Raw genomic sequence first — 15,905 nt, forward strand, 5'->3', positions numbered from 1 at the left:
TGGTTTAGAACTCCCCGTTTAGCGGCAATTGCACCCGGATACGGGCGCCGTGTTGGTCTTGTCGGGCGTCGATGATTTCGACATTGCCCTGGTGGTTGGCGACGTATTCCTTGACGATGGCCAGCCCCAGGCCCGGACCTTCCGGAATGTCCTCGGCCTGCGCCGCCTTGCCGCGGTAGAACGGTTCGAAGGCGTGGGCCCGTTCGTCCAGTGGAATTCCCGGGCCTTCGTCTTCGACTTCCAGCTCCATCTGAGTGCCGGTATCGCGCAGCATGATGCGGATTTCGCCTTTCGGCGGCGAAAATTTCACCGCATTGTCCAGCAGTTGCTCAATGATGCCGCGCAGCTGTGGGGCGTTGCCGGAAATATGCACCGGCCGCAACAACATGCGCATTTCGATCGATTTGGTTGCCAGCGCCGGTTGAAACTCGGCGACCACCGTTTCCAGCAACTCCTTCATATTCAAAGTTTGTTTGCGTTTGGCTTCGCTTTGCGCGCTCAATTTGCTGTAAAGCAGCAAGTCGTCCGAAACGGCTTGCAGTTTGTCGATGTTGGCGCCCAGCTTGCGGACGATGTCCTGTTGGCGCAGATTGCCATCCAGTTCGGCCTCGTCGGCCATTTGTTCGGCGCCATAGCGGATGCCGGCCAGCGGCGCCTCGATTTCGTGGGCGACGTTGTGTATGAATTGCTGCTTCGACGATTCCAGCTCCATCAGCCGGGTGCGCAACCATTCCAGGCGGTTGCCGAGAAAGGCCAAATCGGACGGACCGCTGACGGCTACCGGCTCCTTCAGTTCCCCGGCACCCAAACGTCGGATCGAGGAATCCAACTGCCGCATCGAGCGCGAAATCACCAGCAACAGCAGCGCAATTGCGGCTGACGACAAGGCCAACAGCGCGGCGCCTCTGATTAACAAGCCTTGCTCCAGCGATTCCGACATTTGCCGGAGCTCGTTGAATTCATGATCGACGTGGCTTTCGAACTCGCGCGACAGCGTGTATGACGATTCGCGCAGCCCTTGAAAGGCCTCGTCCAGCGGCAGTTTCAGGTTGTTGTCGCCCTCTGAACCGATGATTTGCTGGTAAATCAGGTTTTCCTTTTCCGACAATTCGTTGACCAGCAACGCGATGCGGTTGTCGACCTGCAGTTTCAACAGATCGCTCAATGCCTGTTTGAACGAAGCGCGGACGGTTTCGTAGGACTGGCGTTCGTAAGGTTGGCGCAATTCGGGGTCGGATAGCAGCACGAACAACTTGGCTTTGCGCTCGATATCGGAGGCTCGTTGCAATACCAAGCGGATGGTTTTGGTTTGTTCGAATACTTGCGAATTGACGGTTCGGCCCAAAGCCGAAGTCTGGCGCATGCCGAATGCAGCGTACATCACGGCCAGGAACAGCGGGATCACGGCAATGACAAATCCCAGCACAATCAGGGATTTCAGAGACAGCAGGTTTTTGAATTTCATCCTTGGCGACAGCGTCTGTAAATCCGCAATAGTATAGCTTGGCTGATGAAATTCGTGACGGGGCCTGCAAAAAATCGTATTTGCGCTGCCAGCGCTATTGCGTCGGCCTTGGCGTTTCCCGGTTGTCGGAAAACGATGCGGATTGTCATATGATGCAGTTTACAGGGATGTTTACGATTCCGGGGCTGCCCGGAGTGTTGCTAATCGACAAGGACTCGCATGCTGATTTTTTCATTGGCCGTTCTACGGCAATTCGCCGCCGAGATTTCGCATTATCTGGTGTCTTGGCGAACATTCCCATCCCCCCGTATTCGGGGGAGGCGCGCGGCCATACTGGTTGTCGCATGGTTGGCAATCGCCGGTGCGCGACCGGCGATTGCCGATGGAGGCGAGGCGGCAGGGATACCGGTTTCGGCGCTAACCGGTCAGCCGGTCGTGTTACTCGAACTTGGCAGCGCGGCAAGCGCTCCATCCCGCTTAGTGGCGAATGTACTAGCTGTTTCCGGCCAACTGTTGCCAGATTTTCAGCACGGGGTTGCTTGGCAAGTCGAGCCGGAGGCGGTCAACGTATTGCATGCGGGCTTTGGTCAATGGCGGGCGGCGTTTCGCTTCCAATTGACTCGGGCCGTCTCCGGCGATTTTCGGTTTTGGGCGCGCTGGCGTCAGGGCGGCGATCCGGCGGTGTGCCGGCAAACTTTCGAATTGTGGTCCGGGCCGGATGTTAACCATCTGCAACAACGCGGCAGCGTACAACTGACGCCGAAAGGCTGGGAGTACGCCTGGTTGAGCGGTCCGGAGCTGATCGAATTGCAAGCAGAAGACCGGGTTGTAGAAGTGCGCAACAGCGGCGCCGGCCACGATGCCAAGGTGTTCGATGCGTTTTTGCTGGCATCGCCGTGGGCGGAGTTGCCGGTGACCGCGACCGCCGACCAGCCGGTGTTGCTGTTGGAATTAGGCAAGGCGCCGGCTTTGCTGGATTTGCCGAAACCGGACCATTTGACGGTGGTGCAGGGCACGGCCGAGGCCGGCACCAATACCGGTGCGTTGGCGATTGAACAAGACGAAGCCTTGTTGTTCCATTCCGGTTTCGGCGACTGGAGCGGCAGCTTCCGTTTTCCGTTGCCTCCAGACAGCAAGCCCGGCCAATACCGGCTGTGGGCGCGCTACAAAAGCGGCGGCGAGGTCTCGCAAGTCGAGCAGCGCTTTAGTGTCAAGGCCGGTGCCAAGCCGGAGGAGTTGGCGAGCCGCGGCGAATTTGCCCTGACCAACACCACGCCGTGGGAGTACCAATGGCTGCCCGCCGCCGAGACAGTGACTTTGTTGCCCGGCGATCGCTGGCTGACTCTGGAAAACAGCGGCAAGGCCGACGGCGCCAAGGTGTTCGACGCCTTTGTGCTGCAACTGCAACAGCCGCTGGCCGCGGCGATGACCGGCGAGCAGGCGCAACTGCGCAACCGGTTTTTGGCTTTGACCAGACCTGATGCCAAAGGCCCGCGGCGTTTGTTGGTGCTGGACGGTAGCGGCGCACACGGCGAGCCTTTGTTTCGCGGTTTGGCCGCCGATGCGGCACGAGCGCATTATCAAACCATGCCGGTGACTTATTTGATCGACCAAGCCGCCGAGACGATGGCCCGCAATTTGAATCTGCCGACATTGCCGGCGGCCATCGTCACCGACGATCATCACACCGTGCTGGGCGTTTTGACGCAGCCGGACGACGCAGCAAGCGTGGCAAAATTTCTAGCCGAGCCGGACCAAATCGGCTGGATGCCGCAACCTGTCGCAATCCCGGCGCCAACGCCAGCGCTGTTAAAAAACGGCATCCCGGCCGCCTGGCTGGTCGGCGGTTTGCAGGATGGCCAAGCCGGTCTGTCGGTATTTGGTTTGGACACCGAAACGATATCGAGGCCCAATCCCGATCAGCCCTTCCTGAGCCTGGCAATGATGGGCGGTAAACTACGCAAATGGCGGGTGGCGGCGACCGATGCCAACGGTGAAACCACGATTCTGGACAGCACCGAACACGCCTACGGCTGGTCGCGCGGCACCGGCTACGCACAACTTTATCTGCACGCCGACCGTCCTCTGCAGGCGCAATTGCATCTGCCCCAGTCCGGCATTAAAGCGGCAGCCTGGCTGGACGGCCGCCCCTTGATCTTGGCGGACGACGGACTACCGCCAGCGGGCTTCAAGGCCTCGCTGGGCGCTCAAGCTCAAGCCCTGCTGCACGGCTTGACCACAGAAGGTTTGCTGGCCACCGCCCACGCCGAGCGGCTGCAAGCGCCGCAAGTGGCCGCGTTAAATCTGGCACCGGGTTGGCATAGCTTGCTGTTAAAACTGGTGATGCAACACGATCAGGGGCAGCGCTTTTACTTTGCCGGGCTGTTCACCGACGCCGGCGGCAAGCCTCTCGAAGGCTTGCGGACGCAAACCGCCGATCCTGATGCCGATCTGGCCCTGAACCAGATCGCCGCCAAACTCAGGCCGGTGATTTTCAATACTGCCCCGGCCAATCTGCCGCATCCCGGTGCGCCGATCAAGCTGAGTATCGATCTGCGCTGGCAGCCGATTTTGGAGGAAGCCAAACTGGAGACGCCGCTGCCGCGCTTCCCGGCCAAATTGCGTCTGCGGTTGCTCGATTACAGCGGTCGGCAAATCGCCGAGCGGGAGATTCGCAGCCGCTTCCCCGGCCAGGTCGAAGCCGATTTCGGCAAACTCGACCAGCCCGGCTATTACGCCATATATCCGTCTTTGTACACCGAAGACGGCCGGCCGATCATGCACTATCCGGCCGACGGTTTTAGCGTCGTCGCCGGCAACAACGCCCAAAAGCAACGGCTGGTGCAAAAGAAAGTCTGGAACAACGATTACTATGCCTTGGCTGACGGCGACAAAAGTTTCCGCCAAACCGGCGCTTACTTCGATTGGCTGGAGCGGATGGGCATTTTCAGAAGCCTGGCTAGTTATCCGGGCTTCGATCCGCAATACCGGCTATTGTGGGAGCAAGCCAAACAGCGCGGTCTGGACCTGTTTGCCGACTCGGCCGGCGACAGCCACTGGCTGAACGACAAACCTGAAGACGGCCGCCGTTTTGTCGATGCTGTCGCCGGTTTTACCCGCTTCTTCAAAGCCAGCAACGAGATTGACATTCGCCACGAGCCGGAATGGCAAAAACTGCGCGAACCTACGCATTGGCTGGAACGAGCTAAATCGGAATACCAAATGGTCCATCAAGCCCGCAACGATGCCCATTACCTGGGCGGCAGCCTGGTGCGGCCGGGCGAGGGCGGCTGGTTTAAACAAGTGTTGCAACTGGGTTTGGATAATCACCAGGATGCCTGGGACGTGCACGCCTATCCGCAACGGCCGCCGCGCTTCGGCGGGCCGATCGGCAACGGCGAGTTGGAAGACGAGCGCGGAGTGCTGGCGGCTTATGCTAGTTTAGGTAAAACCAATAAATTGCCGTTCTGGCTGGGCGAAACCGGCGCCAAGGCCATGCACGGCTTTAGTGGTCGGCGCTGGCAGGCGGAGCAGGTGGCAAAAATCGTGGCTTGGGTGAATAGCCGCCCTGATTATCTGGGCGTGGCGTTTTGCATCGCCCATGAATACGACCTGGCTTACGGCCGAATCTGGGATTATTCGCTCGGTCACAAACCCGGCGAAGCGGCGCTGTACACCGCCAGCGCGCTGATCGACGGTCTGCCGTACCGGCCGGTCGATACTCACGACGCCAACGTCCAGGCCGGCTATTTCGGCGAAACCCTGATGCTTTGGCGCGAGCAAGGCGAGGGTGTGTGGTCGGTACAACTCGACTCTGAGCGGCAATGGGTTTTGGTGGATGTGGTCGGGAAGATGCGGAAATTGGCGACCGATGCGTCAGGTATCGTCGGCGTGTCGATCTCGGCTAGCCCGGTGTATGTCCTACCCGAGGCCGTTTACCGTCTTTTAACTGCGGGCTAAGGGGATGTGCCGTTGAGTCCGGAATGTTGGAGGCCAACGGGTATCTGTTTGGATACCCGTTGGCGGCGAGTGGAATCGCAAATTAGGCGCGGCGTTAACCGCGCCCGTTGCATACTGCTGGCGCCTTACCAGGAAAAGCTGCCAGCAACTTGACCGCTACCGTCGTAATTGAAACCGGATTTGACGACGTTGGTGACCGCGAACGCGCAGGTACCCGAGGTGCTGCTCGGCAAAGTCGAACTGCTGATGCTGACGCTGCCGTTGGTAGCCGTGGTTCCGGACGTTTTGCCCGTTACCGCAGTGGAGCCCGAAGTTGTGGCGACCGAACCGCTCCAGTTTCCATATACCGTCGCGCTGGCGACGCCGGACGTGTCGTAGTTGACCGTGACACTGGCCACGCACTGCGACTTGCCCCTGCTCAATAATTTACGCGAGATCTTTGTGCTGCCTACCGTCATGTTCGCCGCGACCGGTGTTTGCGTCACGTTAACCGTTTGCGTGGTGCTGTTTTTCAAGCCGCTATTGTCGGTTACGGTCAAAGTTGCCGTGTAGTTGCCCGGTGTGTTGTAGACGTGGCTTGCGCTGCTGCTACTGCCGCTGCTGCTGCCGTCGCCGTAGTTCCAGTCGTAGCTGACGATGCTGCCGTCCTGGTCGCTGGAGCCGGAGCCGTTGAAGGTGGTGGTCAGCGGCGCATCGCCGCTGGTCGGCAATGCGGAAATTACCGCGGTGGGCGAAACCAGCGTGGTCGAGCTTTTCGGGTAGTTGCCGGTGATTTGATATTGCCCAACGCTGCCGTAGTCGGAGTAGCCGGTCGTCAAATCGCCGAATCCGACGCCTTCCACTTGCAGAAAATATTGGCCGGCAGGCAAGGTCGCGGTTACTGCCGCGGACAGGCTATCCGCCGGATTTGCCGCGCTCACGGTATTGCCGGCACTGTCGACCAGTTTCAGCGAAATATCCAGATTCGGAGCCACAGAACCGGAACCGACGTTGAACTGCACGTTGCCGCCGTCGGTAAAGAAGGTAAACACGTCGACATCGGTATTGCGCTCGATCACGCCGGTTTGCGATACGGCAGCGGCATCGCCCGACAGCGGCGCGGCGCTTGCGGTTGTGCTCGGATAGTCGTCTGCGCGGATCGGAGCGCCGGCCGCGCTGATGACCGCGATATCGTCCTGCAGATTATTGGCGTCGGGATACTCGCCTTTGCTCCACTGCGACACCGGTTTGTAATAACCGACCCCCATAATCGACGCCCAACCGGTGGCACCGCTGCCATGGCCGGAGTAATAGCCGACGGTCGATGTGCCATCGTGATTCAGGTTCAGGTTATGCCCGACTTCGTGCGATACCGCTTCGGCAACATATTTCGGAAAACCGTTGCCTAATTTATCGAAGAACGCCCAGGCCGGTTGGTAACGGTCCGGCGTGGTGGAGGAATAGTATGAGAAAACATTGACATAAGCCACGCCACCGCAGGACTGGCTGCAAAGTTCCGGCATGGAGCGGGTGATCACGGCTCGGGTGCCGTACTGGGTATCGCTGCTGCTGGTGCGCTGCAGCGCGTCCGCCGTCGGTTCTTGGGTAGTGACGTCCACATCGAACGGCGCATAATCTTCAGCGACGCGTTGCCAAATTTCGCGGATATTACTCAACTCCGCGCTACTGAAGGCGCCCGGATTGCCGTCGGTATCGTAGGCCTGCGCAGTCAACGTGCCGCTGTTCCAGGCCGTGTTGCTGGCGACGTGGCCGTTGAAATCCAGATAAATGACCCGGTTCGAGCTGGGTTTACTGTGCAATGCAAACGGATCTGCCGTCGAGGTTGCCAACGACGAAAAGGTCGAAGATTCGGCCGCGGTTGCGTAGGCTTCGTTAGCGGCGCTGTTTCCGTCTTGGGGCGCGGGTACCGGTTTGGTATCGGATTCGACGTAAAGCAAGCGGCCGCCTTGGTCTATCCACGCGGTTTGATCGGTTTTAAGAATGTTTTCCAGGCGTTCGGCGGACATGTCGTAAGCCTGAGCCACCAGCGGCAAGTTACTGCCCAATGCGTCGATGGCGGCTTGGCCGTTCACATTGCCGGGCAGGGTAATCGTCGGAAACGGGGTTTCGGATTCCGCAGCTTGCGTAGCTTGGGTAGATTTGGACAAGGATTTTTGGGCAGTGTCCTTGATATCCGATAACGGATTGGACTGACCGGAACCGTTCAGCCCGGAGACAAAGGCCTGTACCCGACCGTCAGCGAGCATGGTGAGGCCGTAGTTATAGCCGACCAACGCCTTTTCTGCGTCTTCGCGCGACGCAAAGTAAATAGTCTCGGTCGGAATGCCGGCTGCGGTGGCCGGTAAGCTTTGGCTGGGGTCGGCGTCTATCGACGCCGTCGGTTCGGACGTTGCGGCGCAACCCAACAGCGAGCTGAGTAGCGCGGAAGCGATGAAGGTTTGGTTGTTCATTGATGTATCCCCCTGAAAATTGCTGCGCCGGAATCGGCCTGCAGCTTTGGCGAAGTTGCTGTTCGGGAGATATTTAAGAAAATTAAGTCTCAATTTATTGAGAGTTGTGTCCGGCTTTTGGGCATCCCGCAAAACCGAGATTCGGCAATGTGACGCTGCACAAAATAACGCCGAATTCGAGGGGCGCTCCCGCAACTGCCCATTTCAATGCATGTTTGGCTGTCCGTTCGCTGAGCGGGAGCGGTTCATTTCCGGGCCTGCGATTGGGTTGAGCTCGATGACGCTGAACCGTTCAGCGCGCTTATCCAACTCTAATTTCCCTCTCATCTGCTCTTAATTAAACCCCCAGGTTTTCTCTCATTTTGCGCCGGTAAGCTTTGTACCCAAGCCGGCACTGCTGAATCGCAAACCCGGCAACAGGTTGAGGATGCCAAGGATGGCGTCCTTAAGTCTTCGGAACTAGACGCAACAGGGGGAACGCCGCTATGCCACTCGGCTTCGGAAATATCTTCAACGGACTCTTTCGCCAATACGGTCATACCGTGATTCTGCTGTTACGGATCATCGACGTGGCCATGCTGTTAGCCGCTGCCTGGGCAGCGCACTATTTCTGGTTGCGCGAATATGCGGTTGACCAGCATTACCGGATCGTAACTGCGTTGGGCGTACTCGGCGCGATCATTTTCTTCGAGATCGGCCAAGTCTACCGGCCCTGGCGCAACGACGCGATGCGCGGCGAGATCGCCCGCATCGTTAGAGCCTGGCTGCTGGCGCTGCTGGCGGTGGTTTCCATCGTATTTCTAGTGCGCTTGCATGTCTGGTTCGGTTCCAGTTACCGCTGGATTGCCTCCTGGGGCGTGCTGGGTTTGGTCTGCGTATTGGCTGCGCGCTCGGTGATGTCGCAGGTTTTGCGTTGGCTGCGGTCACGGGGTTGGTCGCAGGGCAAAATCATCATGGTTGGCCTGAATCAAATGGCCGTGGCGGTGGCGCGGCAGTTGAACCATTCGCCCTGGGCCGGTTTGCAGGCGGTGGGTTATGTTGACGACCGCGGCGCTGGCCGGCAGCCGCTGAACGACCATGACCTGCCGTGCCTGGGCAGATTGGCTGACTTGCAGGCCCTGATCGACCGGCACGCTATCGACGAGGTCTGGGTGGCTTATCAAGGCGAATCCCTGACCGAGCGGGCGCAATACCAATTGCGGCATTTGCCGGTCAGCATCCGGCTGGTGATCGATTGCTTTGCCTTCAAACAAAGCAAGTTTCTCAGCCTGAACACCGTGGCCGGCATTCCGACTCTGGATTTTTCGGTGTCGCCGTTGCACGGCGTCAACCGCTACATCAAAGAAGTCGAAGACCGTTTGCTGGCTTTGATTTTACTGGTGCTGATCAGCCCGCTGATGCTGCTGATCGCTGTCGGCGTCAAGCTGAGTTCGCCCGGCCCGGTGTTTTACCGCCAGGTCAGGGTGGGCTGGAACAACCGCAAATTTACCATGCTGAAATTCCGCTCGATGCCGGTGGATGTCGAGTCCAAAACCGGCGCGGTCTGGGCCAAGCCCGGCGAAAATCGGGCTACTCCGTTCGGCAGCTTCCTGCGCAAAACCAGCCTGGACGAATTGCCGCAATTGATCAACGTTTTGCGCGGCGACATGTCCCTGGTCGGCCCGCGCCCGGAACGTCCGGACTTCGTCGAAGTGTTCAAGGAACAAGTGCCCAACTACATGAAAAAACACATGGTCAAGGCCGGTATCACCGGCTGGGCCCAAGTCAACGGCTGGCGCGGCGACACCGATTTGAACCGGCGCATCGAGCACGATTTGTATTACATCCAGAACTGGTCGTTGTGGTTCGATATCGAGATCGCTTTCCGCACCGTGCTGACCGGTTTTGTCAACAAAAACGCCTATTAAGGAAACCTGAGCATGTACAGACTGCTTCCCATCCTGTTGACGTTAGCGCTACCGGGCTGTTTTTTGGCGCCGGGCATGGACATGAACACCGACAGTAACGGCTTGACCGAAATCGAGTTGCCGGCCCGAAAGGACGGCCAGTTGGTAAAGGAGAAAGTCCGCGTCATGCCGATCACCGCCGACCTGATCATCGAGAAGGAAGTGGCCCGGCAACAGGCGGTCGGCCAGTTGCTGCCGGTGGACAATACCAAGACCAGTTACCGGATCGGACCGCAGGACCGGTTGCAGATTACGGTGTGGGAGCACCCGGAATTGAACGATCCCGGCGGTGAAAAAATTCTGCCGGAGATGGCAGGTAAGGTGGTCGACGACAACGGCGATCTGTATTACCCCTATGTCGGCAATCTTCATGTCGGCGGCAAGACCATTCCGGAAGTGCGCGAAGAGCTGACCCGCGAATTGTCGCGTTTTTTCAAGAAGGTCAAACTCGACATTCGGGTGTTGTCGTTTCAGGCTCACCGGATGGCGGTGGTCGGGGAGGTCAAGCAACCGGGGGTATTGGCGATGAACGAAACCCCGCTGACCGTGGCCGAGGCCATCAGCCGCGCCGGCGGCGCCACCAAGGATTCGGACATGAACAATGTTGCCCTGGCTCGCGACGGCAAACTATACAAACTGGATGTGCAAGCCCTGTATGAAAAGGGGTTGACCACGCAGAACGTGCTATTGAAAGACGGCGATGTGCTCAATGTCGGCGACCAGAAGGACAGCAAAGTCTACGTGATGGGCGAGGTCGGCCGGCAACAGGCGGTGCAGATCAACAAAGGCCGGATGAGTCTGGCCCAGGCATTGGCCGAGGCCTACGGCGTCGATTTCAACACCTCGCGTCCGGGCGACATTTATGTGGTGCGCGCCGGCGACATGAAACCGGAAATCTTCCAGCTCAATGCCGAATCGCCCGACGCGATGATCCTGGCCGAGCAATTTCCGCTGCAAGCCCACGATACCTTGTTTGTCGGTACTGCCGGCGTTACCCAGTGGTCGCGGGTGTTGAACCAGATTCTGCCCGGATCGTTTACCGCGATCATGTCGCAAGCGGCACTGATGGGAATGTAGTTAAAAATCGCCCCCGGCTGCTGGTGTGCGTAGAGGGGAATCGAATGTTTTCAAGCGAAAAGGTTGTGAAAAGTATGTATCCACCCAATGAAGCCGTTCCGGTGTTACCGTTGCCGAATCCAAACCGCCTGCAAGAGCAGAGCGTCAGCATTCGCGACTACGTGGATTTGCTGATCGAAGGCCGTAAAACCCTCTTGATCGCTCTCGCCGCGGTGTTGACCGTGACGCTGGTCTACCTGGTTTTGGCGCCGCGGACCTACAAAGCCGATGCCTTACTGCGCATCGACAAGAACAAAGCCCTGCTGGCCGCCAATCTGCACGGCGACAACAATCAGACTCCGGCCGAAGCCGAGAGTCCGCGGGCGCAGCGCGAAGTCGAGATTCTGCGTTCGCGTTCGGTGCTGGGTAAGGTGGTCGACAATCTGAATCTGGCGATTGAAATCGAGCCCAGTTATTTTCCGCTGATCGGCGAAACCCTGGCCCGTAAACACGATCGCCACGATGGCGTCGCCGGTGCTTGGTGGGGCTTCGGCCGTTGGGCCTGGGGCGGCGAGAAGGCCAAGGTGGCCGCGTTCGAGGTTCCGGACCGTTACCTGGAACAGGAATTTACGCTGATCGCACTGGAACACGGCCGCTACCAGATCCTGGCACCGAACGGCGCCGAGTTGTTAAGCGGCGAAGTCGGCCAGGTCGTCACGGCCGAAATCGGCGAGAAAACCCCGGTGGCGATTAAAATCGAAGTCCTGGACGCCCATCCCGGCACCCATTTCGAGCTGGTGCGGCGCACGGCGTTATCGGCGATAGAAACCCTGCAGAAAGCCTTTGCCGTCAAGGAAGTGTCGAAAGATACCGACATTTTGAGTGTGGAACTGAAAGGCCGCGATCCCGAGCAATTGGCCAAATCGGTCAACGACATCGCCGCGATTTACGTCAACGCCACGGTGAATTGGGAATCGGCCGAAGCCTCGCAAAAATTGGCTTTTCTGGAAAGCCAACTGCCGATCGTCAAAGAGCGCCTGGAAAAAGCCGAGCAGGGTTTGAGCGCCTACCGGCAACAGCACGGCGCGGTGGACATTTCCGCCGAGGCCGAGATTCTGTTGAAGCAGGCTTCGGACATGGAAACCCTGAGCATCCAGCTCAAGCAAAAATACGACGAACAAAGCCAGCGGCTGGAGTCCGAGCATCCGGACATGATGGCTACCAACGCCCAGATCAAGCGAGTGAATGGCAAGTTGGCGGCCCTGGAAAAACGCATCAAGGATTTGCCCAAAACCCAGCAAAACATGGTGAGCCTGTCGCGCGATGTGCAGGTTAATACCGAACTGTATACCTCGTTACTGAACAGCGCCCAGGAGCAACGCATCGCCGCCGCCGGCTCGTTGGGCAACTCGCGGATCGTCGATTTCGCGGTGACGCCGGAAAAACCGTATTGGCCGAAGCCGGGCCTGCTGTTGGCGATCGCCACTCTGTTGGGTCTGAGCCTGGGATCGGCATGGGTGTTTCTGCGCCACTCGCTGCAGCGCCACGACAATTATCCGGCCTTGCTGGAATACCAGGTCGGGCTGCCGATGTTCGCTGCCATCCCGCATAGCAAGAAACAACGCAAATTGGCTGGTCTGCTCGGCCGCGACAAAGACGGCGGCATTCTGGTCAACGAAGATCCGCTGGATATCTCGGTCGAATCGCTGCGCGGCCTGCGCACCACGCTGGAGGCGACGCTGGCCAACCATGAAAGCAAGGTCATCATGGTCAGCAGTCCGGCGCCGGCGATGGGCAAGTCGTTTGTCAGCTCCAACCTGGCGGCACTGCTGGCCAGCATCAAGAAGCGGGTGCTGGTGATCGACGCCGACATGCGTAACGGCCGCCTGCACGAAACTTTCGGCATCGGTAAACAGCCCGGTTTGTCCGATCTGTTGGCCGGCCGCGCCAGCCTGGGCGAAGTCATCGTCAGTCTGCCGGAAGTCGGTATCGATCTGATTCCGCGCGGCAACATGGTGCTGAATCCGGCCGAATTGCTGGTGCTGGGCGAACTGGCGGAGACCCTGGAGCAACTGAAAAGCTTTTACAACCACATCGTGATCGACTCGCCGCCGATTCTGGGCGCCACCGACGCCGCGATTCTGGGCAAGCATGCCGACGCCACCTTCCTGGTGGTCAAGGAAGGCCGTTATACCGCGCAGGAGCTGGAAGTCAGCGCCCGCCGTTTCCAGCAAGTCGGCATCAAACCGAACGGCTTCATCATCAACGACATGAAGGAAGGCTCGTCCTACTACCCCTACTACGGCTACGCCTACCAACGTGCCGACCAGGAGCCGGTCGCCGCTGCCGGATGGACCGACAAATACCATGCCGTCGGCGATTGGCTGACCAAGCAACTGGAGCGGGACTGGGTACCAGCCGCCGCCGAAACCGACGAGCGGGGTTAAGGCGCCCATGCCGCTGAAGCTGGAAAAAGATCTGCCGCTGTTGCTGTTCGGCTTGGTCTGTACTTCCACCGTCGCCGCGTTGCCGCAGGTGCAGTCGGCCTGGGCCGGCATCAAGGAAGTCTACGGCGAACAGGACATGGGCCTGCGCTTGCTGCGCGAAGCGATGCTGGCGCTGCTGGTTTGCTACGCCTGGGCCGAACCGCGTTTGCGCAACGGTATCGTCAGCGGTCCGGTGCTGGCGTTTTTGAGCGTGGTGGCGGCATATGTTCTGTTCGAAATCGGCTACGCCCTCTATCTGGACTTGCCGCTGGTGGTACCGCTGACCGGACTCAGAGTGTTCGAATATTTGCCGTTGGCGCTGATCGGCTTCGTCTGCGGTCGGCGCGGCGTTGCCGATTGGGTGATCGGCCGGTTCGCCCGCTGTTTGCGTTACTACCTGGTATTACAGGCCGGGCTGGCCCTGGCCCAGGCATTGTGGGCGCCGCCCTTGTTCGGCGTGTCGATGCTGGGCGGCGGCCGGCCGTTCGGTACCTTCGTCAGCCCGAATCTGTTCGGCGCGGCGATGGCGACTTGCGCGCTGGTATTCGCCGTGGTTCCGGGCATGCGCCGCTGGCTGGCGCTGAGCGTGTTGCTGGCGTTGTTGAGCGGCTCGCGCACCGCATTTCTCAGCGGCTTGCTGGTGGTGTTTTTTCAGATTTATGCCGCGCTGCGACCACGCGACCGCTGGGCCTTGTGGATGCCGGCGCCGATGTTGGCGGTCGGCGCCTTGATCCTGGCATCCAGTCCGCTGTTGAGCGGTCGCGACGATGCCGATCCGACCGAGGACGGCCGCATCGCCCTGTGGCAACGGGTATTCGCCAACCACGTGCACGATGCCGCCGATTTGCTGTTCGGTTGGGGCCTGGGTTTGAGTTCCAATACCGTTAACTTGCTGTTCGGCGCCGAGCATTTTCCCGGCCAGTTCGATTCCGACAGTTTGTATCTGTTTTTATTGAACGGCTACGGCCTGATCGGTTTGCTGGCCTATCTGGGTTTTTTATGGGCAACGACAAGGATGTCGGTCCACCCTGCCAAAGGCTTGGTCGCGATGTTCATTTTCGTCGCCGGTTTGACCTTCAATTTATGGGAGTACTTTCCGCAGAACGCGGTGCTGATGTTTTTATGGGGGGCGATGCTGGGACGCCACCGTCAGCCCGAATCGACGGCGCCGGCGGACGCCGGGCTGCAACCGGCGAGGGTTTATGGTTAAGCGCAGGCTAATCCGGTTGCGGCAATCGCGCTTATGCGGCGACGCATTCTGGGCCTTGTTCGGCCAATTGGCCTCGGCGATCGCGCTGTTGGCGGGGACCCGGCTTTTGACCGAGCGGGTGGCGCCGGACGTGTTCGGCCAGGTCACACTATTGAACGGCTGCGTCGCGCTGGGTGTTGCCGCGTTTTCCTACCCGTTTATCTGCGGCGGCATGCGCTGGCTGCCGGAGTGTACCGGTCCGGCCCAAAGCGCCCAACTTCACCGGGCAGTCGCCGGCTTGACCTTGCAGGCGACTTTGTTGGCACTTGGTTTGTTGCTGATCGGTGGCGGCTACTACGCTCACCTGAACCAAACGCAGATGATGCCGTTCTTGTTGGCCGGCGCGTTGCTGGCGGTAACCGTATGGCGCGAATTCGGCGTGCAACTGGCGATCGGCGGCCGCCGCCAACGTCGGGCCGCGTTATGGCAAACCGGCGACTCAATTTTAAGGCCGGCGTTGGCCGTAGCCGCAGTGAGCTATCTGGGCGCGCGAGTGGAGTGGATTCTGGCCGGCTATGCCGCGGCGACCCTGTTGTCCAATCTGCTCTGGTGGCGGCCTGATGGCGCCGGCGCAGGCGGGGCGGTAACTCGGGGCTGTGTGCGCCGGTTTGTCGGCAAGATTTGGAATTACGCCTGGCCTTTGATTCCGATGGAGCTGGTGTTTTGGCTGAATGGGGTGGGGGACCGTTATGCGATCGCCTACTTCCTCGGCGCCGCCGATGTTGGTTTGTACGCGGCCGGCTACACCCTGGTCAACGAAGCCTTCAACCGCGGCGCGATGGTGTTGCTGAGGACTTTCCAGCCGGCTTATTTTCAAGCGTTTTCCGCCGCCGAGTACCGCCGCGCCCATACCGTGTTGCGGTTATGGACCCGCAGTTTGCTGGCCGGCGGCGGCTTGGGCCTGCTGGCCTTGCCCTGGTTGGGCGATTGGCTGGTGAGTCTGCTGTTGGCCGAGGCCTACCGTCCGGTCGCGGCCCTGTTGCCGGCCATCGGCTGCGGCTGTTTGCTGCATGCGTTGGGTACGGTTTGGGCGCAGCCGCTGCTGGCGGAAAAACGCACGCGGGTATTGCTGAAAGGGCGCTTGTGCGGGGCTCTGGCGGCTATCACTGCCTTACCGTTGCTGATTCTGCAATACGGTTTGGCCGGTGCGGCCTGGGCCAACCCGGTGTATTTCGGCATCGAAGCCTTGGTATTGGCCTGGTTGGCCAAACCTTGGCGGCTGCGCGACGCCGGTCCGCAGCCGGCTGATTCGGCTGCCGCCGACGTGGCGCTACGGGTGCCGGCCTGATGGGT

At 59.6% G+C, this 15,905-nt stretch carries 8 protein-coding genes; 6 read left to right on the forward strand and 2 right to left on the reverse strand.

All coding sequences use genetic code 11. The features are described 5' to 3' along the window. Positions 1-4: 4 nt before the first annotated feature. Positions 5-1,465 carry a sensor histidine kinase gene (locus tag C2U68_RS03385; protein ID WP_140911088.1) on the reverse strand — a complete coding sequence of 487 codons (1,461 nt, stop codon included), beginning with the start codon at positions 1,463-1,465 and terminating at the stop codon, positions 5-7. Positions 1,466-1,978: 513 nt separating this feature from the next. Here C2U68_RS03385 and C2U68_RS03390 point away from each other — a divergent pair. Next, positions 1,979-5,425: a hypothetical protein gene (locus tag C2U68_RS03390; protein WP_260839195.1), complete on the forward strand. Its 3,447-nt coding sequence runs from the start codon at positions 1,979-1,981 to the stop codon at positions 5,423-5,425. A 125-nt stretch (positions 5,426-5,550) separates the two neighbouring features. Here C2U68_RS03390 and C2U68_RS03395 read toward each other — a convergent pair whose 3' ends face one another. Continuing rightward, positions 5,551-7,875: a PKD domain-containing protein gene (locus C2U68_RS03395; RefSeq protein WP_140911089.1), complete on the reverse strand. Its 2,325-nt coding sequence runs from the start codon at positions 7,873-7,875 to the stop codon at positions 5,551-5,553. A gap of 485 nt (positions 7,876-8,360) precedes the next feature. Between C2U68_RS03395 and C2U68_RS03400 the strand changes: the two genes are divergently transcribed. The 5 genes from C2U68_RS03400 to C2U68_RS03420 all read left to right on the forward strand — a co-directional run bounded on the left by C2U68_RS03400 (position 8,361) and on the right by C2U68_RS03420 (position 15,900). Next, positions 8,361-9,782, forward strand: a complete 1,422-nt coding sequence (locus tag C2U68_RS03400) for an undecaprenyl-phosphate glucose phosphotransferase (protein WP_140911090.1) — start codon at positions 8,361-8,363, stop codon at positions 9,780-9,782. Between the two features lie 12 nt (positions 9,783-9,794). Beyond that, a complete protein-coding gene (locus C2U68_RS03405) occupies positions 9,795-10,898 on the forward strand; it encodes a polysaccharide biosynthesis/export family protein (protein ID WP_140911091.1) in 1,104 nt (367 codons plus the stop codon). Between the two features lie 74 nt (positions 10,899-10,972). Beyond that, positions 10,973-13,324 (forward strand): polysaccharide biosynthesis tyrosine autokinase, encoded by a 2,352-nt coding sequence (locus C2U68_RS03410; RefSeq protein ID WP_140911092.1) that lies wholly within the window; start codon positions 10,973-10,975, stop codon positions 13,322-13,324. A gap of 7 nt (positions 13,325-13,331) precedes the next feature. Further along, a complete protein-coding gene (locus C2U68_RS03415; protein ID WP_140911093.1) occupies positions 13,332-14,573 on the forward strand; it encodes an O-antigen ligase family protein in 1,242 nt (413 codons plus the stop codon). Then, positions 14,566-15,900 (forward strand): lipopolysaccharide biosynthesis protein, encoded by a 1,335-nt coding sequence (locus C2U68_RS03420; protein ID WP_140911094.1) that lies wholly within the window; start codon positions 14,566-14,568, stop codon positions 15,898-15,900. Before C2U68_RS03415 ends, C2U68_RS03420 begins: the two co-directional genes overlap by 8 nt. Positions 15,901-15,905: the final 5 nt, after the last annotated feature.

It is taken from the genome of Methylomonas koyamae (genome assembly GCF_006483455.1).
Taxonomy (GTDB): domain Bacteria; phylum Pseudomonadota; class Gammaproteobacteria; order Methylococcales; family Methylomonadaceae; genus Methylomonas; species Methylomonas koyamae_B.